Raw genomic sequence first — 23,138 nt, 5'->3', positions numbered from 1 at the left:
CGAACCTCCACATCCGACATCAGCGAGGCGGCCACCAAAAAAAGCGCGAAGTCTTTAATTTTTTTCGAACTCGAGTTCTTGAAATAAAGGGAGGTGGCCACCACCTCAGTTGAGGACGCCTTCAAGGGTCCAATCACAAACGTCGCCCGCACGGGGACAACACACGGAGCATTTAGATGAGCACAAGGCATATCGTTCACCCATTCCTGACCCGCGTGGTCGGCTTCGACCGTCTCTTCGGCATCGCCGAGGCGCTGAGCCAGGTTGGCGAGTCCAATTTTCCGCCCTACAACATCGTCAACGTCGGTGAAAACGACTACCGCATCGAGCTGGCCGTCGCAGGGTTCTCGCTCGAGGAGCTTTCCGTCGAGACCAAGGAGCGCGTCCTTGTCGTGATCGGCGAGCGCAAGCGTTCCGATGACGAAGCCGCATCGACGTTTATCGTTCGCGGTATCGCGAACCGCGGCTTCAAGCGCGAATTCCCGCTCGCCGATTTCCTTGAGGTCAAGGGCGCGTCGCTCAAAGACGGTATCCTGTCGGTCGATCTGAAACGCGAGGTTCCCGAGAACCAGAAGCACCGCAAGGTCGATATCGGCAACGGCACCCAGACTTCCGCTACTTCCGAGGCGAGCGTCGGCTAATCCCCCGTTAGTCAGCCGCCTTCGAAACCCCGCGAGCCTCTGGTTCGCGGGGCTTTTTCGTGTGTCATTTGCGCCGGCACTTTGGCGAGCGCAGAGTCTTATGAACTCACAAGGAGATCGCAATGCGTACGCTTATCAGTGCAGTTGCATTCAGTCTTATCGCTCTTGCTGGATCGGCGTCCATCGCGTCGGCGCAGACCTGCTACGGAACCCAACTTGTCCCGACAACCATGGACTGCAGCGCCAACGCCTCGAGGTCCGCGGACTTCTCCAGCCCGTGTACCACGGTTCCCGCCCATGTCATCACCGTCGTGGTAGCGTGCCCGGTGCCTGTGGTCGCTTCGAACAACGGGAGTTCTGGTGCGGGCGGCAGCAATGGCGGAAGCCGGGGCGATAACTGCGCGTGTGATCATGGATCGGAATCCGGTCACTTCTGATCGATTTGTTCATTTCCATCAGGCTAACGGTCCTCGGCGTTGTCCGGGAACGAGCAAAGAGGCCGCCCTCAAAGGCCGCCTCTTTTGTTTTTGGGTCAGTCGCAATTGAGTGCGTGGCCGCCAGCTGTCATGCCATGGGCGTTCATTTGCGCAACCAGTGCTGCCCCGTCGATGTCGCCTTGCGCCTGGAGGTCCTTGGCGATGGACCGAAGCGCTTCCAGATGCGGACCGAGCATTGCCATGGTTTCCTTGTGCAGATGTGCCAGCCAGTCGCCGCTTGCCTTGTAGACGGCCTCTGTGTCGCGCTTGTCCACGAAGCTGTCGCCTCTGGCCGGCAGCGTGCCTTGGCCAATGAGGAACTCGGACGCCTGCCTTGCTTTCTCCAAGTCGGAGCCCGCTCCGAAACCGAGCGACCCGAGGCCGCCGTGAAGTATTTCGGCGGCCCGCCCTGCCAAGCAGATGACGATCCGCGCGGCACTGTCGGACACGCAGTCGATACCTTGGCCATCCTCAAACTCCCAGACGACATGGCCGAGCGATCCAAGGCCTGGACGCACTGTCGCGAGGCCGATCTTTGCCCGATCTCCGAACAGGAGGTGTATTGCGGCCGCATGGCCCATCTCGTGGATGGCGATACGGTAGAGCTGTTCCGGCGTCAGGTCGTCGTTGGTCTCGACACCGTTTTTCGTGGTGCTGACCATCGCTTCCGTGAAGTGTTCCAGCGATAGCTCCTTGTCCTCCTCCTGCGCCAGGGAGACGGCCTCCTCCACCATTGCCCTGACAGTCGCCGAGCTGGCCGTGAAGCATCGCAGGCTCAGTGCGCGGCCTGTCACCAGTTCGGACCGCCCCTTGGGCAGCGTGGCTCTTCCAAGGTACCAATCGACGATCTCGGCGATGTCCTCCATATCCGGCGCTGGGACCGCGAGGTGTTCGCCGAAACGTCCGTGGCGGAGGATCGCGGGATCAATGGCCTCGAGGTCGTTCGTCGCACCGAGGACGACGATGTCGCCGCGGTCCTTGTAGCCGTCCATGAGTTCGAGGAAGCCGTTGATAACCGCCCGCATGTAGGAACCGTTCTTTCCTCCTTCCGAGCGTGATCCGAGCGAATCCAGTTCGTCTATAAACAGGATCGAGGGAGCTGATCTGCGCGCCTTGGCGAATGCCGCTCGCATAGCCGAAAGCGTGTCGCCAAGATGACCGTCGCCTGTGCTTTGCCATTCGGCAAAGGAGGTCAGAATGAGGTTGCGGCCGGACTCCTTGGCGATCGTGCGCGCAAGCATGGTTTTGCCAGTGCCGGGAGGGCCGTGCATCAGAATGCCCTTCCTTTGACCGTTGTCCATCCGCGACATGAGGCGGCGGACGCGCTTGCGAATGCGTTTGATGCCGGGCATCTCGTCAAGGCCCGGAGCGTCTTCTGTTTCCTTTGAACCTGACTGTTCGGTGGGTTCTCCCGCCTTGAACGTTTCGCCGAGCGTGGAAGCAACGCGCAGGAGGCGGGATAGATCGGCCGTGTCCTTCGACATCACGGTCTGCAGTTCGGCGATCAGAACTCGGGTCGCGGAAAGAGGAATGTTCGGGGACTCCCACCCATCCGCACCGAGAACCATTCCGCTGTCATCTATAACGTCGCCGATGTCGGAAAACTCATCGTCGAGTCCCTTCCATCCTCCATCGCCGAACCCCTGTTCGTCGAAATCTGAGAAAATATCGAAATCTGAGAGAATATCGAAAGACAGATGAGGAATTCGAGTCCCGGAGAACCGGATCGGTGCGAAATCTTTATCATGGGCCGCCGTGCGAAAGGCTCTCATCGTCAGAAGGAAGGGGTTTTCGATGTCGGGCAGGGTCGTCGGGCGGAACCTCGACAGATATTTGGGCAGGCTGGAACTCCTCCTCGCGACCAAAAGCAGCGAGCGTCCAGATTCGATCAATGTCTGGACGGAGGAATGGGTGCGTCTGTGCTGCTTGCCGTCGAAGTCCAGGAAATTGTCGACGTGGGTTTTGTGCAGGATGGCGGTGTCGTCGAAAGTCTCGGAGGGTCGGTTACTAGGGCCGCCCCAACTGTCTCCAGGGAGGTAGGGTTTGAGGGCCGCAGGGGCGTCATAGAGAACGTAGATGCGGCAGCGTTCCTCCGGGTCGATCCCAAGGGCGCGAGCGAACTCCGCCGCCAATTCTCGGGCGAACACGTCGCTTCGTTTTTTGACGATTTCCCGCGGATCGAGAACCTGTGCGGGGGCTCCTTCCTGCACGACTTCGAGTTCTCTTGAGGTTTCGCTTTGAGAAGAGGAGCTGTCGTCGAGCGTAACGAATTCTGCCACTGAATCGGTTGCCCCGGTTCCGCGGCGGTTGAACGGCGAGCGCAAGAAACTTAGAAAGCCGTGATTTGAAGTCATGCGATCTCCATTGGCAACGTCTTGAAATCTGTGATTGATTGTCGGCCATCGCCAAAAGAATGCAAGTCGTTGACAAGTCACCCGCAATCTTCGTAGACTTCATTCACGGCTTGGTCGCGCCATCAGTTCCCACCTCGCGAGAGGTACGGTAAAGCGTCCTTCGAACTGAAACGCACATGCACTTTTCCAACCCAACGGGCGGAGGCGTATGGCAACGGGAACACCCAGTAAAGCCTGATGACCGCCAAACGGAGTGGATAATGACGCATGTGGAAATCCCCGCAGTCGACTACGCGCGGGCGAAGAATGCGGCCAAGGCCGTAAAAACAAGACTTCACGAGCTCGGAAACAACGTCTGCCTGAACCACGCTTACGAAGCCGTGGCGGCGACGCTTGGCTTCAAGACGTGGGCGGTGATGAAAGCCAATCTTGACAAGGGCGACGGCGCTAGAGTGGCGTCTGGTCCGATCTCGGCCGAATGCGAAGTGCGCCAACGGGGACAGCCGACAATAGGCGACTTGACAGTCGGCGAGAACAACCCGGTCGTCATGGTTCATGGCCCAGCCGGGTCGAGGCGAAATAAAACGGTCAGCGGCGTAGCGAAGCTGAACGTCAATCCAAAGCGCCCTTTTCGGGTCATCGGACTTGGCGCTCCGGATACGGAGCTGGCGGCTTATCTCGCAAACAGCTTGGATAAGCTGCTTCATGGTCACGGACACCCTGCAGGGCAGGACGATATCGTCTTTACCCTGAACCCCTACCTCGAGAAATGTTCTGTAAATCCTTTCGATCTTCCGTATGGCGCAACCGCACCGGCGGCTAACAAGCGCGCATGGCTGGTTTCATTTCTCCAGAGACTTGCTGGGGACGGCCACCGCACGACGTCATCGAGATTCCTCGAACAGGGCATCGACCTTCTGTATAAGAAGTTCATGTTTGAAGAACCATTTCGCTATCACGCAGGAGTCAATGAAGACGTGGATGCCCATCTCGCGGGCGCTGTTTTGCCAGACGGTGTTACCTGGATCGCCGTGGCCAGATTCCTCATGCAGAAGTTCCAGATGCGGCTGGCCCGGTTGGCGTGGCGACACGCCTCTCCCCGGCTGGAACACCTGATGACCGTCCTTCGGCATGAAGACTTGCTCGACATAGGCGGCTACCGCGACAGTCCGATACCAGGTGAGCGACTGGCGGACAAGTACGTGCGGGTGGTATCGAGCGCGGTGCGAGAATATCCATTTTTCCGCAGGCCGACAGCTGTGGACTTCGATGGCGGAGCGGTGCGGATTATCGGGATCGAGCAGCCAAACGGTCCTGCTGACAGTGCGGTGGCGCTCATGTTTCGACTCGTCGCCGAGCAATGCTTTTTCGGCGACGACAGGGGTGCAACTGGTACTCGCGTCGTCAGCTCGGGTGCGGAACTCATTCAAGCGGAGTTGGTGGAACTGATGGAGTTAGCTCATGCGGAAGGAGACATCAGCCTGATCGTCGCCTCTGACCGAGAGCTTCCTGATTTGGAAAGGCTCACGACAACGCATGTGGTTAGCGGATGCGCTAGCCGGGCAGCGGTTCAGGAGGTATGCGCACGCCTGAACATCAGTGGCGTAGGTTTTGAACTTATCCATGACCGCTTGTTCGAGGACTTCGACGAAAAGCGGATAGAGACATTCTGCGTTCGGCGTAAGTTCGTAGGCCAGCGCGAAGGAATGGTCGTCATCCCGCTCAGGTCTGCGTCATAGGCGGACCGGGCTATCCGAAGCGGGAGTTCAGCAAGGAAAACGAGCGAATTCCCTCTCTCTTGGCCTATTGGAGCTCAGGACGAGTTCAAGATTTCGACTATTTCCCCCTGAACTCGTCGCTCTCGAAGGCCATCCGATGTGTGAGGATCGTTTCGCGGTCCTTCTCATGCTTGGAGATCGCCATACGAAGAGCGTTCATCTCGTAATTCGAGAGTTCGCTTCCAAGCCGTTCCTCGATCGACTTGAGGCCGCCGATAAGGTCGTCGAGCGCCGCATCGCCGGCCGCGCGTTCGGCTGCTCGTTCTTGCTTGTCGCGTTCGTCCCGAGTCTTGCGTTCGGCGTTCTCGATCCTCCGTTGCTCGGCTTCCTTGGCGAGATAGACCCGCAACTCTTCGGTCGTCGGCAGCGAGGAGACGTCGCGGCAGATGTCGTTTCGAAGCTCGACGGCTTTGACCGCGACGCTCTCGAGCGTGTAAAGGCGTTCTTTCATGTAGACGTCGCGCTCGCCGATACCGGAAACGCTATAGCCGTCGATCAGGCGCTCAAGCTTGAATGGCTGCTTGCCTATGCCGAAGGGCCGTTTCACTCGGGCCACGAACGCGCCGTCGATGCGCAGTTCGAACAGGCCCTGCTCTTCCGGTTTCTCTTCCGGGTCGCGCCCGATAGTAAGCGTGCGCATGCGCGGCGGAATGCGCGTGATCTCGACATTACGGCCGTCGATATCGAAGACTTCGGTCGTCAATTTCACCATGGCGGCCATCTCCGTTCGATCATAGTCACTTGGATCGCTTTACAGGAGAAAGCTACGGAATACAAGACTTCGCATGACGGACTATCCGCCGAGCGAACTGGCGTCTTCTCCGTAGATTTCGAGCGCGGCGGCGTGGGCGCGCTCCCGTTCGGCGACCTTCTCAGCAATATGTCCCAGGAATGTCGTGCGATCCATTTTGACCGTCAGCGGACGGCCGTCATCGATAAGGTTCAACACCCCGAAGCGGTCAGCTGCGCCGTCTACCACCCAGAAAGCGACAAGCTGAATCGACGGAGACTCCAGCATACGGAGATTGCATTCGCTCGGATTGGACGCCTCTTCCGCGACGATCGTCTGGATGCAGTTCCAGAGCTTCTCCGCATACCGGCCGTAAGACAGCGAGGCGAATTCGATGTTTTCGTAGGCCTTCACGTCGGCGAGACCGGGGCCGTCGTCGAGTTGGACGGGAAACCTCCAGCGTGTCGGCGTCAGACTGCGCAGCGCGCCATCGGCGGCTTCGGCCGCGGTCATCGTGTATACCGGGATCGCAGGCGACAGATATTCGGGCGTCGGCTCGCCGGGGCAGGCCCATTTGTCCGCCGCTTCCTTCGCATGTGGAGGTGACGGTTGGTAAACGATCGTCATGGTGGCAGCCCCTCGTCTTCTGGCATCGTCGATTTTGATGTGCGGCGGGGCTGCAAGCAAGGGGAGCGAGGTCTCTGTTTACCTGAAGAGGAAAGGCGTCCGGCGCACATTGGAGGACGATGCGCCGGACGAAAGGGATCAGCGCTTGCTCTTCTTGGTCGACGAAGAGGACTGTTCGCCGCCTTCGGCGAACCACTTCTGGGCATGGAGCTTGAAGGGGGCCAGCCCGCGCGTATCGGGGGTGATCGCGAAGATTTCGCGGGCCGACATCAGGGATACGTTGTAGTTCTTCGCCAGCTGATCGAAGACGACGACGGTCATCTCGCGCATGGCGTCGTAGGCCTTCTTGGGGTTTGGGCCGCTGCGCTTGCTCGGGGCCGGCTTCTTCTTGAAGCGCCCGGTGTTCTGGTCGAGGAACATCGCGATGACGAGTTCCATCATGCCGCGGGAGTTCATGACCTTGGGATTCTGCGCGATACGCTCGACGCTCGCCTGCATTTCGTACGGCTTGCCGGAGAGGAGCGCCTTGCAGACCCGCTCGTCGTCCTTGTGGAAGTGATAGAGCGTCAGATAGGCGAAGACCGTGTTGCGCGAGTTGCGGCGCATGCCGGACGAGTCCGACGACTTGTCGTCCAGCTTGTAGCTGCTGATGACGCGCGCGACGTCGCGCCAGAGCTGGTCGACGTAGGCGAGGTAGAGGAACATGATGGTTCCCGGGTCGGAAAGCTGGCCCTGTCCGTTCGGGATCAGCGCCGGGTAGACGTGACGCGCGAAGTCCAGACCGGTCTCGAAGCGGGCGTCGAGGTCGATCTCGCCGCAGCCGTGGACCGGCTGGCAGAGGTTTGGGTTCGCCATGATCTTGCGGGCTGGAGACACGCGGTCAGTGACGTCCTCGACGATCGCGTGCTCGTCGCGGAAGGCATCGAACGCCAGGATGCCGGCGGGAGTGAGTGTGCAGATCGGATGCATGTTCATGGTGTTACTCCTCGGTCGTCATCGACTGGTGCTGGGTTGCCTGCGCCCTCTTGGTGCAGAGGAAGCGGTAGTAGTTCTTGACGCCGTCGGAGACGAACTCCTCGGTGCCAGTACGGTCTTCCTTGCCGGCGCTCGTGAAGTAGTCCCACTCGCCCGTGGCGGCGTAAGCGGCCGCGAATTCCTTGAACTTGGCGGCCCACGGTTCGCTGTCGTAGTCCTCGGGGCAGGCCGCGAGTTCCGTGACGATGCGACGGAACACTTCCGGGAGAACAGAAAGCTGGACTTCGCGGTTGTTGAGAAGGAGCGCCTTTCCGAACGTCGGATGAACACGAAGGACGGGTGTCGCCACGCCGTGCAAGGTGAGGTCCCAGCTGCCGGCAGTGTCCTCGGAGCTGATGATGTCGATGAGACCGCGCGCTTTGCCGTTCTGGGAGCGCAGCGCCTTGATCGATTCCTCGGGGCTTTCGTCGGCCTCGGTTTCGTCGATGTCTGGCTTGTGCATCGAGCCGCCAGCGACGATCCTGTGGCCCTGTTTCGGGTCGGAGATGTTGATCACCGCGCTCAGATGGCTCGGATCGAAGCCGCCTTCCGTGTATCCGCGGATGACGCCGAACGTGTTGATCGGTCCCGACTGCACGTCGCCGACCACCAGCGTCCACTTGGGCTTGCCGATCAGCTGGAAGTCGAGCGATACCGTAAGGCCTGGCCGGAGTTTAGGCTTCAGCAGGTTCCACCCGGTCAACCTGACTTCGAAGTACGTGCGGGTGCCCTCGCCTCGAACGGTGTATTTGAGTTCGTCGCGGGCGATGTCGAGGCGTTCGGTCGGGTTGATGTGGACTGTCTGTGACTTCAGGACGGTGTTCATGCTGCCTCCGCGAGTTCTGTTTCGGGAACGATGGCGATGTCGATGTTGCGATTGACGTCAACCCCGACGATAAGGATTTCAAGGTCCGCGTTCGCGCCCCAAACCTGGAGCAGGCCGTCGCGGTAGGAATGGCCTTCGCAGCCGTCGGCGGTGACTTGCGCGCCGCTCTCGGAGAACGAGCCGACGCCCTTGCTCTGGCCGGGATATTCGAGCTTGAAGACAACGTCCTCGGGCGGCTGCTTGCGGAGCAGTTTGGCGATCTCGTCGGTGAACGACAGGCGCAGCGTCTTCGCCGAGAAGTCGTATTCGTAGGTAAAGGTGCCGCCGCCCGGATTTTCGAACAAGACCTCGCCGCTATCGGGTTCGCCGCTCGCACCACCGCCGGTGCGGCCGGCCGTCGAGTTGCCGGGCATCGGGAAGAACTCGGCGAGCGAGATCGTGTCGCTTTCGGTTTCCGTGTCCGCCAACGCGCGGCAGAAGCGCGAGCCTGCGGCGTTGAAGGTGTCGATCACCGTTCGCGGAGCGATCCAGCCACGGGCCTTGGCCTGATTGACCTCGTAGCGCGTGTGCGAGATGTCTTCGGCATCGCCGAGAAGGACTTCGATATCGTCGCCGTCGGAGATAACGAGCATGTTATGGCCTGCGCAGTCCGCCGTGTTCACGATCGATCCTCGAACCTTGATGGCGACACCCGGCTCGCCGTCCTTGGTGCGCTGGACGAAGATTTTCAGCTTGCCGCTCACCGCTTCGCGGTCGACGTGCTTCGCAGTCAGGGAGAGGACGCCAGCGGCGGGCTTGCCCGTCAGGTAGTCACGCCCGATCTCATCGGTGAAGGAGATGTTCTCGAAGCTGTCGAACGTGACCGCCTCGGAAGCGTTCTGGCAAGCCTTGACGAAGGAGAGGCCGGCACGTGCGCGGTCAACGCCGTCACGTCGGCGGCGCTTGCCAGTCTGGGGCTGGCGGAACGCCTCGATCTGCTGGGAGTTGATGAAGGCCCACAGGTTTTCGGAGGTGATTTCGGTCGAAGACCCCGTGTCCTTGTTGTGGACGCCGTAGTCGATGAGACCTTCGGCGACCTGATAGTATTCCTTCGAGACGATCTGCTCCACGATGGCTGCCTCGTTGACCTGGTCACGGCGGCCGACGATCACGCAGGTGAGGCCCGGATCGTCAACGGCGCGTTCGATGCCAAGATCGGCGGCGAGCTTGTCGGCGTCCTCGTTCACAAGGATGCCAAGCCAAGCGCCTTCGGTACCGGGCGCGACGTCCCGGTTGATGAAGCCGAGGCGAGCCTCCATCGCGTACTTCTTGCCGTCGAGGACGTGGGTGGTGAGAGACAAGCGGCCACTCGCGACCGATGAACCGTCGGGGCGGCGCGCGTAGAACAGCATGTAGCGGGCATCGGAGGCGGCGGCGAAGGATGCTGAGCCATAGCCGTGGCGGCCGCCTTCGTGTCCGTTTTTGCCGTCGACACCCGTCCCGCTGGTGAAGCCGAAGATTTCGAGTGGAGAGCCAGGTTCGATGTGAATGCCGTCGATCTTGCCGGCAAGGCCGCCCGAGTGGTCAGACACAACGAGGACCTTGAGGTCTTCGCCGAATTCGGTGTGGACGATATCGCGTTCCGAACAAGCCTGCGCATGCGCCATCGCGGTTTCGATGCCATAGGGTAGCAATGCCTCGTAGGCCAGCGTCTTGAACGTGTAGTCGAGGCGAGCGCGGCGACCGGGGAAAGCCTTGCGGACGGCATCGCGGGAATTCTGCGACGGCTCGGTCACCACGTGGACTTCGGGATTGTCGCTTAGGACCTTGTCAGTGAGGTTGTTGGTGGCGGTGACGCCTGGCATCGTCGGGACGTAGTAGAAGTCGGCCTGCATCAATGTCATCTCCTCAAAATCGAAGACCTCGCATAGCGGCGATAGCTGATCTAGTCAACATATTTCAAGACTTCAGGTGCACTTTTTAGCTGCATCTCGCAACACGGGACCTGTCAACAATTTGCCAGCATTGCCCAGGACTTAACCGCCACTACACCCGAAGAGGCCGATCAAGGGATTTCGAGACGATGATCCGCGAAGTCAACCTATCCGGGTTGTGCCGCCGCTGGCCTCGGGTCACAATTTTCAAATGACCCACGGGATAGCCCCGTCGTGGTTCGATCCGGGAGATTTCAATGAGAAAGAATTGGGCCAGGGTGTTGCCGAACGCGCTGACCGTACTGGCGGTCGCGGGGATTACGGCGGCCGACGTATACGCGACTGGCGACATGCCATGGTACAAGATCACGGCTTGGGTCATGGTGTGGGGGATCGTCATCGGGATCGTCACGGCAGACCGTCGCCTGTGACCAAAGTCCGGAATTAACGGTTTCTTAATATCCGGCGTGCGAATGCCTCCCCGTTTAGGTATTGGGGAGCATGGGCTTTGAGTGCAGAATCCATTCTTGAGGGTTTATTGCAGGTTCGCGACGTTTTGGTCGCAAAGGCTTTAGCCGAAGCCATATCCGTCTCTGGTCCGCCGGGCGACCCTTCCAGGCTGCCGCACCGTTCCGAGCAGTATTGGCTTCAGACGTTTTCTACGCCGGACGTGTCGCCGGAGCAGATGCGCAACTTCCTCGCCGCCTTCCAGTTCGTCCGCGAAACCTGCGACTACGGAGAGGCCGCGGCCCTTGCAAACAAGCTGATCGGAAGACAGCACTTCGAACCGTCGATCGACATCGCGGCCATGGCGGCCGCGTTGCGGGTCGTCACCGAGCGCCGCGCCGCGCAGACGACGGCCGCCGCGGCGATCTGCATGTTCGCCAAGCCGCATGCCAAAGTCTTCACGATGGGAGACGTCCACTGCTACTCCGCGCGCCTCTCTTTATGGGCCCTATCGGACCGCGAAGGCCCGCCGCTGCTGGGAGTGCCTTTCCACGAGGATGGATGGGAGGCAGAAGGTAGTTATGAAGCAACAGATTACGACGCATATGCGCAGGCGTGCGAGGGCGTCGTGAATGGCCTACGAGGGGTGGCGTCCTTCGAGAATGCACTGAAGCGCTACACGGACTACCTCGAATCCGTGCAGGGACCGATGCGATCGCGCGAGACAACGCCCTTGGATTTCGTCGAGCGTCGCCTGGTCGAGAAGCTGATGGCCGTCGAGGGCTGGTATATCCGCTACTGGCTGGAGAACGCGGTGCAGATCGGCAGGCTCGCTCCCTCCGACGAAGGCATCGTGATTTCGCGGGCCGTCCCTCGCCGGCCGCAGGATGTCTTTGCGACGGACCTCGCCGCGAAGTTCGGCTACTAAGGCCGCGCCTCGTGGTACCAGGAGATTTCGACGGGGCCTTCGTGGCCCCGTTTCAAGTAGACGGCACCGACAGGAAAGCCGAACGGAAATCCTGCGTCACGGCCGGTCCCGTAGTAGCGGATGTGCGCGATACCGCCGAAACGGTAGACCTTGTGAAGCTTCTGGAGCGATGACAGGAGCTTGTTCACCGGGATCAGGTAGACGATGTGGTCCGCCAGCTCGAGGCTGTGGTCGAGCCATTTCGAGAAGATGCTGTACGGCGGATTGGAGACGATCCAGTCGACCTTGTCGCGGAACTGAAAGAAGTCCACCCCTTCGGCGATCTCGCACCAGGCCTTCGGCTCGGGGAGCGCGTCGAAAAAGACCGAGCCACCGCGGCACGGATCGAGGCTAAGCCCGTAAGGTTTGAAGAAATCCACGATATCCGCCGCCCAAGCCGCAGGCGTGAAGACCACATCGTTCGGATTTTGCTCTGTCGGCGTCTTGATATGCATGCTCATAGGTAGAATTGCACACCGAAACCAAGACTCGAGCAACCGCTCAAGCATGTCCCGGTGTAAATTCGCGATCTACGAGCGCCGCCGCAGTCTCGGAAGGCGAGTCAGCGACATGGGCGCGATCAGGCAGAGAAGGTGGATGTCTTGAGACGCCGAATTTCTTCGGCTACATGTTCCTCTCCGTAGACCGATGCGATATTGGCAGCCTTGTCGACGGCGTCGTTTTTCCAAAATTCGGCGTTGGCATCAGGTCTCGGGTGTGCGTCGGGGCCGATACAGGACGCGATCTTGTTCGCGAAATCCACTTGGCAAGCCGCCTTGCCGGCCCCAGCGCCGCCTTTGATGAGCGACCGGGTGGCGGACCCGGGCGCTGACCAAATGGTGTCGTCGCCGTCGACGTCCATGACCCAGTAGGTTCCGAACGGAGTTTCGGCTTCGACTGTGTAGCGCCGCGCATCGGACGGCTTCCACACGAGCGTGATGACGGAACCATTGAGATGTGTGCGACGGCCGCTATTGTTTTCGTTCATTCCGAACTGTCCTCTTTGTTTTCCACTGCAAGGACTTGCGTGACGTGCGCCTTGAGTTTGGCCATATGTTCGGCGGCCTGTTTCAGGGATGCGATCTGTTCTGCCTTGAGGTCGGCGGCGTTGCAGGCCTTGAGAACCGTCATGATGCCGATTTCCTTGAGTTCCTTCTGACGGTAGGATCGACGGAAAGACCCGACGCCACGGCGATAGGACATCCAGATACGCGCGAGCTCGGAGCCGTGTCGGAAGTCATCGACGCGCTTGCCTTGTAGATGTTCGGGCCAGACGACCTCACGGCGGGCAGTGCGGCTTGCGACCTGTGCATCGAAACCGGACGCACCGTCGGAATTGAGGGATGCGTGCTCGGCCAGTTCCTTGAAGGTAAACGCGCTCACGGACTGTACTCCCCTTTAAGCTGACATCGGGGTCTACAGAATTTCGCTGGCGCGGTCAATGGAGTCTTGTATTGATACGCAGAGCGCCTGACGTTGTCGCAGGACCCCTGCGCTGCAAAACTCGGAGAACGACATTCGGCGCGCGTTCCAGGATTTGCTCCAGGTTCCTTCCTTGGACGAAAAATTCCGGGAGGTCGTCGCACGTCGCGATCATCCAGCCTGTCGGGATATGTGTGGAGACCTTGATCGTCAGCTCCATGGTGAATTACCTCGACTACCTACCAGGGCAGGTAGTCCTTGAATTGGAACAGCAGGAGCGCCCATAGAAGCTTGCATCCAATATGCAGCGCCTGGTCTACGTGTTCTCCGAACCGTCCGTTGCACTTGGCGTCGTCGATCGCGAAATGGCAAACGATTTCGAGAAGCGCCAGCGTCAGGCAGCCTCCGGTGAAGAAGTAGACGAAGGTTCCATGGATGTAGCAATGCGCCAACATGGGATGGAACCACGACGTCCCCTCCAACGGCTTCTTTCTGTTCTTGCCGCAGGCGATGAAAGCGGACTGAAAGGCGTAGTCACCGAAGAAGTGTCCGGCCAGCAGGAGAAAGACGACGTGTTGCGGTTCCATTCCGTCACCCCATAGAGAGAGCAGCCCTGTAGTCGTAGGTCTGGAAGCCGGTCGTGAAGTGATCGGCGTCGGCGGAGCCGGGCGTGGGCTTGGACGTCGTGAAGCCGATCCTCGCGATGTCGTGGCGTTCGTTTCCAGACGGGTTCCAGCTCAACGGCATCTGTTCGATGAGATCGGGAACGCCGGCCTTGTCGGGATCGAAGCCGCGGCTGTCCGCCAGGTATTCGCGGATGGTCGCGATGTCTTCGGCGGTAATGCGGCCCTCGAGGACGATATCCGCTTCCTTGAGCTTTTTCAGGACGGTTCTTTCCTCGTGCGCGACGGTGGTGCCGTTAGGACCTGGTTCGGTTCGCGCCGGAATGACCACCTCCTCACTCATCACGTAGTGGATACGAGTGTTCTCCCCTTCTCCGTCGATGACGTCAAAGCGGGCTGGAAGCGTGGACATCGGTGTCTCCTTGGTTGTCCGAGGTCTTTAATTTACCACAGGCGCAACCGGAAACAACAGGATTTAACGACGTCGCGCAAGGAAGGAAGATGCGGCCGGACAAGTGTGTGGGGGAGGTTTGTCCGACCGCATCGCATGCGAATGTTCCAGGGTCTTCCGTTATTGATTTTTATTGGGGAAGTCCGTCCTCGAAGCCGCCATTAAAAGGTATGGGCCGTATTCCTCGAAGGCAACGTGAAATCCGTAGATTTATGGGGGTTTTTATTAAAGCCGGATCGGTTTGTTGCATCGCGGCAATACACGCTTCCATCTTCAAATCGTTGACGTGCGGCGGCAATGGCGGTCGTCAACAAATTAAGGGGATCGGGAGGAAGACGGCGGGAACAGCCTGCGTGTGTTGCCGCCCGAGGAAATACTACCGGAACGTCAGTTGATGGCCCTTCGGGACGATCTTCGCCGGCGCGGGCCATTCAATTCGGCGAAGCGGCGGCTGTCGTCGTCCTCGACGTCGGTATTCCATCTTTGCCAAAGATCGCATCATGTCGCGCGCGGTACTCGGCCTCGTCGATGTCGCCGGACCGATAGGCCTGGATCAATTCCCTCTTGGCGGTGCGCTCCACTTCGAACCGGTCGCGGCGCTCGATGAAAGCCGCAACGCCGTCGATTATCTCGATCTTGGTTTCGTAGCCGCGTCGCTCCGCGATCTGCCGTTCGACATCCGATCGCAGTTCCACGTTTGCGAGTTCGTCCCTGTCGGCGAACACGATCATCGGCCGGCCGTTGACCGCCACGAACGAGATCGATCCGTCGTCGACGAGTGAATGGTGGATCATGTGGAGCAGGCCAGCGAACCGTTCGGCGCTATCGAACGACCGGGCATCCGACAGCATCAGGTAATCGTACGGATTGGATTCGGTGGTCAGAAGCCATTCCGTGATGAGGCGCATGTCCTCGTGCGGGTCGGAGCGGTAGGCAGCGATCTTCTCGACCGCTGCCTCGTATGCGTATTTCCAGAATTCGAACTTTTCCATAACGCGTTGTCCGATCGATGGGCGACCGTCTCGAGCGCCGGAGTTTCCGGAGCCGGAGAACGGTCGCAACCCGGTTGAGAGGTCAGGCGGCCCGATCCTCCGGATTGATCACGCCCGGTTTCGTCGAAACGATCTGGGACGAGAGCCTCGTCACTTCATCCGCGATGTGTTCGAGCATGGCCTCGAACATGTGGTACGCATCGGTCCGGTATTCGACGATCGGTTCGCGCTGGGCGTAGCTGCGGAAGTTGATGACGCTCTTGAGCGTCTCGAGACCAGCAAGGTGTTCGCGCCAGAGGCCGTCGAAAGACCGCAACAGCGTGAACTTGCGGGCGTGTTCGAAGACGCCTTCGTCGAAATGCTTCCGACGTTCTTCTTCGTCCTCCGCCATGGCCTTCCAGACGCGATCGAAGACTTCTTCTTCGGAGACGCCGTCCTCGCTCGCCCACTGTTCGGTCGGCAAGGTCAGGGTCGTAAGCTCGAAAAGGCGCTCGCCGAGGCCCTTCATGTCCCAGGTTTCGGGATAGCTGTTTTCCGGGATGTGCTTTTCGATCGCGGCCCTGACCGCGCTTTCGCGCATCGTGTCGACGATCTCCGCCACGTCCTGGGTCCCCATGATCTCCTTGCGGTATTCATGGATCGCTTCGCGCTGGACGTTGTTGACGTTGTCGAACTTCACGACGTCCTTGCGGATGTCGTAGTTGCGCTGCTCGACCTTCTTCTGCGCGCCTTCGAGGAGTTTGGAGATCAGCGGGTGGCTGATCGCGTCGCCTTCGGACAGGCCAAGCGTGCGAGCCGTCCGGCCGAGCTTTTCGGACGCGAAGATTCGAACGATGTCGTCTTCGAGCGATACGAAAAACCTGGAGCGACCCGGGTCGCCCTGTCTGCCTGCGCGTCCGCGCAGCTGGTTGTCGACGCGGCGGCTTTCATGGCGCTCGGTTCCGAGGACGAGCAGGCCCCCTGCTTCCTTGACGAACTGCCGAGCCGCGGCGATCTCGCGCTCGATCCTGGCCTTCGCCTCTTCGATCAGGGCGGCGTCCTCGATGCCAGCGAGCTCTTGCTCCAGTCGACCCTCGAGCGAGCCGCCCAGTTCGATGTCCGTGCCGCGGCCGGCCATGTTGGTGGCGATGGTGACGGCCCCCGGAATGCCGGCCTTGGCGATGATCGCCGCTTCGTGCTGGTGGTTGCGCGCGTTAAGGACCTGGAACACGGGGCGTCCCTTGGGGATGTCGGCGAAATCGCCTTCCACGAAGCCGGCGCGACGCAGGTATTCGACCATGAGGTCGGACTTCTCGATCGAGGCCGTGCCGATCAGGATGGGCTGAAGGCGCATGCGCGCTTCCTTGGCGGCTTCGACGATCGCCTTGAACTTGGCGTCCGTCGTCAGATGGACCTCGTCGCTTTCGTCGACACGGGCAACGGGGCGGTGCGTCGGGATTTCCGTTACCGCAAGACCGTAGACCTCGGCGAATTCCTCCCGCTCGGTCGCCGCGGTTCCAGTCATCCCCGCCAGCTTCTTGTACATGCGGAAATAGTTCTGGTAGGTGATCGAGGACAGGGTCGCGGTCTCTTCCTGGACGCGAACGCCTTCCTTGGCTTCCAGCGCCTGATGGATGCCGTCGCTGAAACGCCGGCCGTCCATCATGCGCCCCGTGCTTTCGTCGACGATGACGACCTGGCCGTCCTTGACGACGTAGTCCTTGTCTTTCGTGAAGAGCGCCCTCGCCTTGAGCGCGCAGTTGATGTGATGGACGAGGTGGGTGGCCTCGTGGTCGTAGAGCGGCACGCCTGCCTTGAGGAGTTCCTGGGCGCGAAGCATGGCCTCGACCTTGTCGGCACCGGCCTCGGTCAGCGCGCAGGCTTTCATCTTCTCGTCGACCGTGAAGTCCTGCGGCGCGCGCAACGAAGCGATGATCGCGTCGACCTTTATATATATGTCGGAGCTGTCCTCCACCGGGGCGGAGATGATCAGCGGCGTTCTCGCCTCGTCGATCAGGACGGAATCAACCTCGTCGACGATGACGAAGTTGTGGCCGCGCTGGACCATCTGCGAGGCCTCGAAGCGCAGGTTGTCTCGGAGGTAGTCGAAACCGAACTCGTTGTTGGTTCCATAGGTGATGTCGCAGCGATAGGCCTCGCGGCGTTCCGGGTCTTCCATCTTGGACAGGATGACGCCGACGGTCAGACCGAGGAAGCGGTGGACCCTGCCGATCTGCTCGGCGTCACGCGCCGCCAGGTAGTCATTGACGGTGATGACGTGAACGCCCTTGCCCGAGAGCGCGTTGAGATAGGTCGGCATGGAGGCGGTCAGCGTTTTGCCTTCGCCGGTCCGCATTTCGGCGATACGGCCGTCGTCGAGGATGAGGCCGCCGAGGACCTGGACATCGTAAGGACGCTTTCCGAGGACGCGATAGGCTGCTTCCCTGACGACCGCGAACGCTTCCTGGCGCAGCTTCCCTTCCGGCTTCTCGCCGTCGTCGATGCGGCGCTGGAACTCGGAAGTCTTTTCCCTGAGTTCGTCGTCCGACATTTTCGCGAAATGATCCGACAGCCCGTTGATGGCGGCGAGGTCTTTCTTAATCCTGCGGTCAGAACCGCTTTCCGCGCCGGATATGAAGCGGATGAGAGCATTGATCATGTTTCAGAAGACTTCCGTTTATTACTCAGAGTTCCGATGGTAGCTCCAAGAAATAAAGTCTTCAACACTTGAGACCGGACTCCGCTCGACTGTGTCGTCTTGGAATCGGTGTGTAACGTTTTATAGACCTCGTTCTGGGGTCTTGAATTTCGTGAACGGAGCGGGAACAAACGATTAATTATTGAAAAGATTTCGTTTTTTCGATTTTTTTGTCAACTTTCTTGGAACTTTTTCTTTCCTGCGGACCTTATAGGTTGCTCGAGAGGAGACGGACAGGTCTTCAGGGTGCGGGAATAACTGAGCCGCGAAATGGAAACAGGAGTTGGGGTCATGGCTGTGCAAGCATCTGTAGACATCGGAAATGCACATCTTGAGGTACTCATGGGCTACACCAGAACAATGGTGGCCGCCAACAAGGTGCAGGCAGAGAACGCACCGGCGTTCATGAACGCCCTTTCGGAAGCCATGATGGCGACCGTATCGAAATTCGAGGCGGTGGCGGATGCCGTCGCCAAGGCAGCCGAGATGGCGAACGACGCTGGCGATAAACAGTCCAGCCGCGCTGTTGCGGATAAAAAGAAGACGTCGAAAAACAAGACCGAGGCCAGCTCGGGCGATAAGGAGGCGAAAGTGCCCAAATACGCAAAGACCGCCAAGATGCGCGCGGCTCTGACTGCCGACGGACCGATCAGCGAAAAGCTGCCCGCGGTCGTGGCCGCCTACCGCTTCGTGGCTCCCAAGCGCGGCGTCGGCCGTCCTCGCAAGGACGCTCCCGTGCCGGTCCTGACGGAGGAGCAGCTCGCGTTCGACAAGGACTTCCTCGAGAAGCATCCTGTCCTCGAAGGCCTGACGGAGGCCAACTCGATCGGCGAGGACAAGCTGACGATCCTCTTCGACGGCACGAAGCTCAAGATGATCAACCGCTACCTGTGGACCAAGCACGGCATCACGGTCGAGGATTACCGCCGTATCTACGGCCTCGACCCGAAGTATCCGTCCTGCGCCGCTGCGTATCGGGAAGAACGCCGCCGTCACGCGCGCCGTCAGGGTCTCGGCACCGATATGGTTCCCAAGACTCCGAAGTCGGCCAAGGGCAAGAAGGCAAACAAGACGGTCGGTGAGGTCGTCGCGATGTCACCGAAACGGGTGGCGGCAGTCGCCTAGTCGACCCGCCTGACAGGACTACCAAATCGAAGAGGCCCGCCTTTCACAGGTTCGGGCCTCTTCGATTTTCGGGATTATTGCTTATCGATTTTCAGGAAACCATGTCTGGATCGGCGTCGCGGTCGATCCTGATGATCGTGGCTCCCGTGGACTTCACGGCATCCGTGGCGCTGACAATGGCCTCTTCCATGGTGGCGGCATCGCGGGCGAAGGAGACGCAGATAAGACCGCTTCTGTAGATAACGAGGGCATCGTCGCAGCCCGCATCGTAGAACTTCTGTTCGAAGTCGGGAGCATCGTGGTCGAGGCCCGTTGCGATGATGTCGAAGAAGTGGGTCTTCATTGTTCCTCCTTGGGGTCTTCTCATTATCCTACCTGGAGATGTCGCCTTGGCACAATCCGCATGGCGGTGGCCGACGGTCACGCCTTCGGCAGCGGCTCCCAGGTGCCTATCGCGGCACCGGCTCCGAATTCCTGCTCAAGGCTGTCGAGCAGCACGCGCTCGTGGTCTTCGATTGCGTCGTCGTCCACGAACCGCCAGTTCCGGTCATACAACTGGAAAGCCTCGTGCCTCGATATCGGGCGGGCGGGATCGCGGTTCCAGCATAACCGGCGAAGCTCGGGAAACTCCGCGGGGACGATGTTTTCCGGTTTCCCGCTCAATGCCTGACCGTGTTGGCTTCGGCGGCCTCTCGAATTGCCAGGAACTCCCGCTTGAAGCTCCAGCGGAAGACCGCCAGCGCGCGGTTCGCCAACGAAGCCGCGGTATCGACGATCGACTGGACAGAAAATTCGCCGAGGGCGTTGCCGTCCGAAACCGTGTAGGCGTCGATGTCGAACGCCCATGTCGGGACGGACATCGGTGCGAACATGTTGGGGTCTGGGGACGCACCGGGCGGAAGTTGTCCGTAGCGGACCGTCAGTCCTCCCTCGTCGCACGGCATGTGAGCTTCGGCGAGGCTGAGGTGGGCGGTCGGGAATGCTTGCGACGGACCGGCCATGCCATCCCGCAGAATATCGGCGAGCGATCCGGCATTGGCGACTTCGCCCCTGTTTAGGTAACGGATTCCGATCCTGAGGACGTGGCTGGGGCCGACCGTTTCGCGAAGCGCCGCCAGGGTTTCCGACAGACGCTGGATAAGGTCGGCCTTCGACGTGTAGGCGGTGGTCTCGAGGGCGATAAAGCCAGAGGCAAGCGACAGCCGCCAGCGGCCCTGCATGTCGCCGAGCCTGTAAAGGTTTTGCGTACCCCCGCGCCCGTCTTGCATGGAATCGATCTTGAGGAATGGATAGCGGAACCTGATCTTCTCCTGGAAGGCCGAAGCGACCGCGGGATTCCCGATGGCGAGGATTTCAGGAAACTGGACCTGAAGGATGACGCGCTCGATTGGCGGTGACGCGAGCGGGTTGCCGGGTGCCGGCGGTCCGGAGAGGGGTGTGTTGTCGTCGCTCATTCAGGCGTCCTTCTTTCACTGGATTTCGGTCGGCGCGTACTTCACGGAAGCGTCCGGCTTGGACGGCTTGCCGAGCTTGGCGGGCAGCCCGAGGAGCAGGGTCTTCAGTTCCGGTTCGCGGACGCGGCGCGCCGCCTCGTCGCAGCTCACCCATTCGCGCTTGCGCTGGCCGACTTCGCGGAACCCGTCGTCGAGCGTTTCCACGCGCAGAAGGTAGACGGCGGCGGCAACGGGGAGCGGTTGGTTCTTGGTCCCCTTGAGATAGGTGTAGTAGCCGAACGCCTTTTTGCGGACCTTGCCGTTGACGCCTGCTTCTTCCCACGCCTCGATAGCGGCCGCGCGGTGCGGCTTCTTGCCCTTCATCGGCCAGCCCTTCGGAATGATCCAGCGGCCTGTGTCGCGGGAGGTGACAAGCAACACTTCGATTTCGTTTGTCTTGGCGCAGCGGCGATAGCAAAGCGCCGCGTACTGCTCGCCGAAAGGACGCGTGAACAGGCTCCCGGAAATATCCGCGAGTTCACCGAGCAATCCTTTCGTGGCGACGTGCTTCATCGCATTCGATCCCTAATCCTGAGGTGTTGAATTCCTATCGGATTATTATGCCGAGTTCTACAATTAATTTGCATTCCGGCTTCAAATCGTTATGAAAGCCAGACATCGAGTTGTCGTCCGAGCGCGCGGGACGCATTTGTCGGTTGTCGGAGCGATCACCATAATCGCCGCAGTCAAAAAGGAGATCGTAGCGGATGACCCAGCAGAATTTCGAATTCGGAGACCTCGCGGCGAAGCCAAGCGCTGAACAGCGCCTCTTCGACGAATGTGTGCGACAGACCGTGCGGGGACGGCGCATCGATTTTCCACTCGTGATCCGCGAAACCGCCCGCATTCCGTTTGTCCCTGACGACAGTCATCCGGCGATGATCGTGGAAAGAGAACTCGACGTGCATCTCGTCATCCCGGTCCTTCCGATGGAAGGCGACGCGCTGGTCATCAGGTCCCGCAAGGCGGCTGGTCCAGGCAAGGAGAGGCGTATGCGGGTCTGGGTCGGCGAGACATTCGCGGTCGACGTCGGATCGCGCAAACCGGAAGACATGGGGTTTCCGGAGTACATCGCGAAGACCGCCGTGGAATGGATCGAGGCAGGGGTCGATGCCGCTTTGAAGGCAGGCGAGAAAACCTGGGACGGCATTCGCGAGCTGGATGGCGACATGAGAGAAGCCTTGTCCAGAATTTCGGTCGTGGTCGACGAAACCGGCACTCCGTCGCTCGCGCAGGAACAGGATGTTCCGCGCTTCCTTCTGGTGCCTGACCCGATCATGGGCAAGAAGCACTTCTACAGCCTGACGCTGACCGAAGCCAGGAACACGGCGTGGATGGACGAATGGATGCGCGAGTTCCTGACTTTCCCGCTCGGCGACTACGAAGGAGCCGCCAGTGTCCGCATGGCTTTGGTTCGACAGCACTGCCCGAAATTCGACGACGGGTATGGTTACGAGCAGATGGACGCCCGGGTCGAATACGAGGAAGATATCGTCAGTCGTCATGATTTTCTGCTTGCTCTCGACCCTTCCGATGAAAGCCTTGCGGCCGGCATCAGGGAATTCGGCAGGCGGTTTGCGATGGCCCTGCCATCCGGCGTCGATGCCCGAAAAGACATTCTGATGACACTGCGCGAGGCACCGGACGAAGAAGACGTGATCGAGGCATGCGACGCGGCTCAACGAAAGTCCCCGGACGTATATTCCGCGTTCCTCGAGGCGGCAGGCTGGGATTTCCCGTTCGATCCGCTCGACATCGTTGCCCTTAAGAGACGTTACGCGATGGGATTGCCGCTCGACGAGAAGAACGCGCCGAAGGGAGCCAAGGGCGGTCCTCAGCTGTAGTCGCGTAGATGAGGCCTCCGAGTTCGGGGCCTCATCCGCACTCCGGTTACAGTTCTTGGATTATAGCCGTACTCTGTCGTTGGCTGCGTTTCCGTTCCGCTTCCCAGACCGCATCCTGTTCCTGAAGGTAGCGTTCCGCCGCGACACGGCCTTCGGCGTCAGCGATCCATACGCCTTCGCGCCAGTATTCGATGGTTCGAAAGGGCCTCTTTGGCTTGAGGCTTCGAACCGCCTGTCCGTCGTAGGAGAGCTTCTGGCCGACGTACATAACGAGAAGAAACAGGTCGGGACGATTGGAAAACACGGTCGGGTTGTAGGAGATGCCCACTTTCGACGGTCCGTAGCTCATCGGCGCGATTTTCGAGACGCTCTTGCTGTAGGACGGCATCGCCAGATAGGGACACACCTGCACGGCGTAGCGAGCGCATTCGTAGTGCATCGGCGGGTCCAGGAAGGCCCCGTCCGGATGGAGCGCGCTTCCGGGTCCTCCGACCGACCATCGTCCGCGCAACAGTTTGCCGCCGCATATTCCACAGCGATCTTCCCTGAATAGCGTCTGCCTGATCGATTCATCGTTCGCAGCGAAGTTGGGCTTGCCGTTTCTGTCCCGGGTCACGACGACGGGGACGGGATAGCCTCTTGGATCGACGGGAAGTGAGCGCATCCGCTCGGGTATCGCGACATGCTGCAAATTTTTCCCTGGTGGCTTTTCAGCCATCGTGGCGCTCCTGGCGGTTG

Annotated in this window: 24 protein-coding genes; 7 read left to right on the top strand and 17 right to left on the bottom strand. The window is 60.1% G+C overall.

Features of this window, described 5'->3' with window-relative positions; all coding sequences use genetic code 11:
• The first annotated feature begins 176 nt into the window (after positions 1 to 176).
• Both FHT76_RS01150 and FHT76_RS01145 read left to right on the top strand, forming a co-directional pair.
• The gene (locus FHT76_RS01150; protein WP_259183757.1) at positions 177 to 641 is read left to right on the top strand and encodes an Hsp20 family protein; all 465 of its coding nucleotides are present in this window, start codon (positions 177 to 179) and stop codon (positions 639 to 641) included.
• Between the two features lie 122 nt (positions 642 to 763).
• Positions 764 to 1,078 carry a hypothetical protein gene (locus tag FHT76_RS01145; RefSeq protein ID WP_259183755.1) on the top strand — a complete coding sequence of 105 codons (315 nt, stop codon included), beginning with the start codon at positions 764 to 766 and terminating at the stop codon, positions 1,076 to 1,078.
• Positions 1,079 to 1,173: 95 nt separating this feature from the next.
• Here FHT76_RS01145 and FHT76_RS01140 read toward each other — a convergent pair whose 3' ends face one another.
• Complete coding sequence (locus tag FHT76_RS01140; protein ID WP_259183752.1) at positions 1,174 to 3,471, bottom strand: AAA family ATPase; 2,298 nt, start codon at positions 3,469 to 3,471, stop codon at positions 1,174 to 1,176.
• Between the two features lie 176 nt (positions 3,472 to 3,647).
• Between FHT76_RS01140 and FHT76_RS01135 the strand changes: the two genes are divergently transcribed.
• The gene (locus tag FHT76_RS01135; RefSeq protein ID WP_259183750.1) at positions 3,648 to 5,210 is read left to right on the top strand and encodes a hypothetical protein; all 1,563 of its coding nucleotides are present in this window, start codon (positions 3,648 to 3,650) and stop codon (positions 5,208 to 5,210) included.
• Positions 5,211 to 5,307: 97 nt separating this feature from the next.
• Here the strand turns inward: FHT76_RS01135 and FHT76_RS01130 are convergent, their stop codons facing one another.
• From FHT76_RS01130 to FHT76_RS01110, 5 genes are all read right to left on the bottom strand, one after another.
• Entirely contained in the window at positions 5,308 to 5,961 is a 654-nt protein-coding gene (locus tag FHT76_RS01130; protein WP_259183748.1) for a hypothetical protein, read from the bottom strand.
• 81 nt (positions 5,962 to 6,042) lie between these two features.
• Positions 6,043 to 6,606 (bottom strand): hypothetical protein, encoded by a 564-nt coding sequence (locus tag FHT76_RS01125; protein ID WP_259183746.1) that lies wholly within the window; start codon positions 6,604 to 6,606, stop codon positions 6,043 to 6,045.
• 138 nt (positions 6,607 to 6,744) lie between these two features.
• The gene (locus FHT76_RS01120; RefSeq protein ID WP_259183745.1) at positions 6,745 to 7,581 is read right to left on the bottom strand and encodes a hypothetical protein; all 837 of its coding nucleotides are present in this window, start codon (positions 7,579 to 7,581) and stop codon (positions 6,745 to 6,747) included.
• Positions 7,582 to 7,585: 4 nt separating this feature from the next.
• Positions 7,586 to 8,446 carry a hypothetical protein gene (locus FHT76_RS01115; protein ID WP_259183744.1) on the bottom strand — a complete coding sequence of 287 codons (861 nt, stop codon included), beginning with the start codon at positions 8,444 to 8,446 and terminating at the stop codon, positions 7,586 to 7,588.
• Positions 8,443 to 10,320 carry a hypothetical protein gene (locus tag FHT76_RS01110; protein WP_259183743.1) on the bottom strand — a complete coding sequence of 626 codons (1,878 nt, stop codon included), beginning with the start codon at positions 10,318 to 10,320 and terminating at the stop codon, positions 8,443 to 8,445. The genes FHT76_RS01115 and FHT76_RS01110 overlap by 4 nt, the downstream gene beginning before the upstream one ends.
• Positions 10,321 to 10,616: 296 nt before the next feature.
• On the opposite strand from FHT76_RS01110, the gene FHT76_RS01105 reads away from it, so the two are divergent.
• Together FHT76_RS01105 and FHT76_RS01100 are read left to right on the top strand one after the other, a co-directional pair.
• Positions 10,617 to 10,790 carry a hypothetical protein gene (locus tag FHT76_RS01105; protein ID WP_259183741.1) on the top strand — a complete coding sequence of 58 codons (174 nt, stop codon included), beginning with the start codon at positions 10,617 to 10,619 and terminating at the stop codon, positions 10,788 to 10,790.
• Between the two features lie 77 nt (positions 10,791 to 10,867).
• Positions 10,868 to 11,734, top strand: coding sequence for a hypothetical protein (locus FHT76_RS01100; RefSeq protein ID WP_259183739.1), 867 nt, complete (start codon positions 10,868 to 10,870; stop codon positions 11,732 to 11,734).
• Here the strand turns inward: FHT76_RS01100 and FHT76_RS01095 are convergent.
• The 7 genes from FHT76_RS01095 to secA all read right to left on the bottom strand — a co-directional run bounded on the left by FHT76_RS01095 (position 11,731) and on the right by secA (position 17,899).
• Positions 11,731 to 12,234: a hypothetical protein gene (locus tag FHT76_RS01095; RefSeq protein WP_259183737.1), complete on the bottom strand. Its 504-nt coding sequence runs from the start codon at positions 12,232 to 12,234 to the stop codon at positions 11,731 to 11,733. The two genes, FHT76_RS01100 and FHT76_RS01095, sit on opposite strands and share 4 nt — an antisense overlap.
• Before the next feature lie 119 nt (positions 12,235 to 12,353).
• Positions 12,354 to 12,761 (bottom strand): hypothetical protein, encoded by a 408-nt coding sequence (locus tag FHT76_RS01090; RefSeq protein ID WP_259183736.1) that lies wholly within the window; start codon positions 12,759 to 12,761, stop codon positions 12,354 to 12,356.
• Positions 12,758 to 13,156 carry a hypothetical protein gene (locus tag FHT76_RS01085; protein WP_259183734.1) on the bottom strand — a complete coding sequence of 133 codons (399 nt, stop codon included), beginning with the start codon at positions 13,154 to 13,156 and terminating at the stop codon, positions 12,758 to 12,760. Before FHT76_RS01085 ends, FHT76_RS01090 begins: the two co-directional genes overlap by 4 nt.
• A gap of 278 nt (positions 13,157 to 13,434) precedes the next feature.
• Positions 13,435 to 13,782, bottom strand: coding sequence for a DUF3307 domain-containing protein (locus FHT76_RS01080; protein ID WP_259183731.1), 348 nt, complete (start codon positions 13,780 to 13,782; stop codon positions 13,435 to 13,437).
• A gap of 4 nt (positions 13,783 to 13,786) precedes the next feature.
• Positions 13,787 to 14,230 (bottom strand): hypothetical protein, encoded by a 444-nt coding sequence (locus FHT76_RS01075; RefSeq protein WP_259183730.1) that lies wholly within the window; start codon positions 14,228 to 14,230, stop codon positions 13,787 to 13,789.
• A gap of 470 nt (positions 14,231 to 14,700) precedes the next feature.
• Positions 14,701 to 15,261: a hypothetical protein gene (locus FHT76_RS01070; protein ID WP_259183728.1), complete on the bottom strand. Its 561-nt coding sequence runs from the start codon at positions 15,259 to 15,261 to the stop codon at positions 14,701 to 14,703.
• A gap of 82 nt (positions 15,262 to 15,343) precedes the next feature.
• Complete coding sequence (gene secA / locus FHT76_RS01065; protein WP_259183726.1) at positions 15,344 to 17,899, bottom strand: preprotein translocase subunit SecA; 2,556 nt, start codon at positions 17,897 to 17,899, stop codon at positions 15,344 to 15,346.
• Positions 17,900 to 18,229: 330 nt separating this feature from the next.
• Here secA and FHT76_RS01060 point away from each other — a divergent pair, with 330 nt between their 5' ends.
• Positions 18,230 to 19,063, top strand: a complete 834-nt coding sequence (locus FHT76_RS01060; RefSeq protein ID WP_259183723.1) for a MucR family transcriptional regulator — start codon at positions 18,230 to 18,232, stop codon at positions 19,061 to 19,063.
• Between the two features lie 91 nt (positions 19,064 to 19,154).
• Here the strand turns inward: FHT76_RS01060 and FHT76_RS01055 are convergent, their stop codons facing one another.
• The 3 genes from FHT76_RS01055 to FHT76_RS01040 all read right to left on the bottom strand — a co-directional run bounded on the left by FHT76_RS01055 (position 19,155) and on the right by FHT76_RS01040 (position 21,069).
• Positions 19,155 to 19,406 (bottom strand): hypothetical protein, encoded by a 252-nt coding sequence (locus FHT76_RS01055; RefSeq protein WP_259183721.1) that lies wholly within the window; start codon positions 19,404 to 19,406, stop codon positions 19,155 to 19,157.
• Between the two features lie 316 nt (positions 19,407 to 19,722).
• Positions 19,723 to 20,517 (bottom strand): TIGR04255 family protein, encoded by a 795-nt coding sequence (locus FHT76_RS01045; protein WP_259183717.1) that lies wholly within the window; start codon positions 20,515 to 20,517, stop codon positions 19,723 to 19,725.
• A gap of 15 nt (positions 20,518 to 20,532) precedes the next feature.
• Positions 20,533 to 21,069, bottom strand: a complete 537-nt coding sequence (locus FHT76_RS01040; RefSeq protein WP_259183716.1) for an NUDIX hydrolase — start codon at positions 21,067 to 21,069, stop codon at positions 20,533 to 20,535.
• 194 nt (positions 21,070 to 21,263) lie between these two features.
• On the opposite strand from FHT76_RS01040, the gene FHT76_RS01035 reads away from it, so the two are divergent.
• Positions 21,264 to 22,400: a hypothetical protein gene (locus FHT76_RS01035; RefSeq protein WP_259183714.1), complete on the top strand. Its 1,137-nt coding sequence runs from the start codon at positions 21,264 to 21,266 to the stop codon at positions 22,398 to 22,400.
• Positions 22,401 to 22,446: 46 nt separating this feature from the next.
• Here the strand turns inward: FHT76_RS01035 and FHT76_RS01030 are convergent, their stop codons facing one another.
• Positions 22,447 to 23,118: a hypothetical protein gene (locus FHT76_RS01030; protein ID WP_259183712.1), complete on the bottom strand. Its 672-nt coding sequence runs from the start codon at positions 23,116 to 23,118 to the stop codon at positions 22,447 to 22,449.
• Between the last annotated feature and the right edge of the window lie 20 nt (positions 23,119 to 23,138).

Source organism: Rhizobium sp. BK176 (assembly GCF_024808055.1).
This window is presented reverse-complemented; position numbering and strand designations above follow the sequence as displayed.

Bases quoted from the DNA above. Each gene is read 5' to 3' on its own strand.
- FHT76_RS01150 (WP_259183757.1), top strand. From the start codon at position 177: ATGAGCACAAGGCATATCGTTCACCCATTCCTGACCCGCGTGGTCGGC.
- FHT76_RS01145 (WP_259183755.1), top strand. From the start codon at position 764: ATGCGTACGCTTATCAGTGCAGTTGCATTCAGTCTTATCGCTCTTGCT.
- FHT76_RS01140 (WP_259183752.1), bottom strand. From the start codon at position 3,471: ATGACTTCAAATCACGGCTTTCTAAGTTTCTTGCGCTCGCCGTTCAAC.
- FHT76_RS01135 (WP_259183750.1), top strand. From the start codon at position 3,648: ATGCACTTTTCCAACCCAACGGGCGGAGGCGTATGGCAACGGGAACAC.
- FHT76_RS01130 (WP_259183748.1), bottom strand. From the start codon at position 5,961: ATGGTGAAATTGACGACCGAAGTCTTCGATATCGACGGCCGTAATGTC.
- FHT76_RS01125 (WP_259183746.1), bottom strand. From the start codon at position 6,606: ATGACGATCGTTTACCAACCGTCACCTCCACATGCGAAGGAAGCGGCG.
- FHT76_RS01120 (WP_259183745.1), bottom strand. From the start codon at position 7,581: ATGAACATGCATCCGATCTGCACACTCACTCCCGCCGGCATCCTGGCG.
- FHT76_RS01115 (WP_259183744.1), bottom strand. From the start codon at position 8,446: ATGAACACCGTCCTGAAGTCACAGACAGTCCACATCAACCCGACCGAA.
- FHT76_RS01110 (WP_259183743.1), bottom strand. From the start codon at position 10,320: ATGCAGGCCGACTTCTACTACGTCCCGACGATGCCAGGCGTCACCGCC.
- FHT76_RS01105 (WP_259183741.1), top strand. From the start codon at position 10,617: ATGAGAAAGAATTGGGCCAGGGTGTTGCCGAACGCGCTGACCGTACTG.
- FHT76_RS01095 (WP_259183737.1), bottom strand. From the start codon at position 12,234: ATGAGCATGCATATCAAGACGCCGACAGAGCAAAATCCGAACGATGTG.
- FHT76_RS01090 (WP_259183736.1), bottom strand. From the start codon at position 12,761: ATGAACGAAAACAATAGCGGCCGTCGCACACATCTCAATGGTTCCGTC.
- FHT76_RS01080 (WP_259183731.1), bottom strand. From the start codon at position 13,782: ATGGAACCGCAACACGTCGTCTTTCTCCTGCTGGCCGGACACTTCTTC.
- FHT76_RS01075 (WP_259183730.1), bottom strand. From the start codon at position 14,230: ATGTCCACGCTTCCAGCCCGCTTTGACGTCATCGACGGAGAAGGGGAG.
- FHT76_RS01070 (WP_259183728.1), bottom strand. From the start codon at position 15,261: ATGGAAAAGTTCGAATTCTGGAAATACGCATACGAGGCAGCGGTCGAG.
- secA (WP_259183726.1), bottom strand. From the start codon at position 17,899: ATGATCAATGCTCTCATCCGCTTCATATCCGGCGCGGAAAGCGGTTCT.
- FHT76_RS01060 (WP_259183723.1), top strand. From the start codon at position 18,230: ATGGCTGTGCAAGCATCTGTAGACATCGGAAATGCACATCTTGAGGTA.
- FHT76_RS01055 (WP_259183721.1), bottom strand. From the start codon at position 19,406: ATGAAGACCCACTTCTTCGACATCATCGCAACGGGCCTCGACCACGAT.
- FHT76_RS01045 (WP_259183717.1), bottom strand. From the start codon at position 20,517: ATGAGCGACGACAACACACCCCTCTCCGGACCGCCGGCACCCGGCAAC.
- FHT76_RS01040 (WP_259183716.1), bottom strand. From the start codon at position 21,069: ATGAAGCACGTCGCCACGAAAGGATTGCTCGGTGAACTCGCGGATATT.
- FHT76_RS01035 (WP_259183714.1), top strand. From the start codon at position 21,264: ATGACCCAGCAGAATTTCGAATTCGGAGACCTCGCGGCGAAGCCAAGC.
- FHT76_RS01030 (WP_259183712.1), bottom strand. From the start codon at position 23,118: ATGGCTGAAAAGCCACCAGGGAAAAATTTGCAGCATGTCGCGATACCC.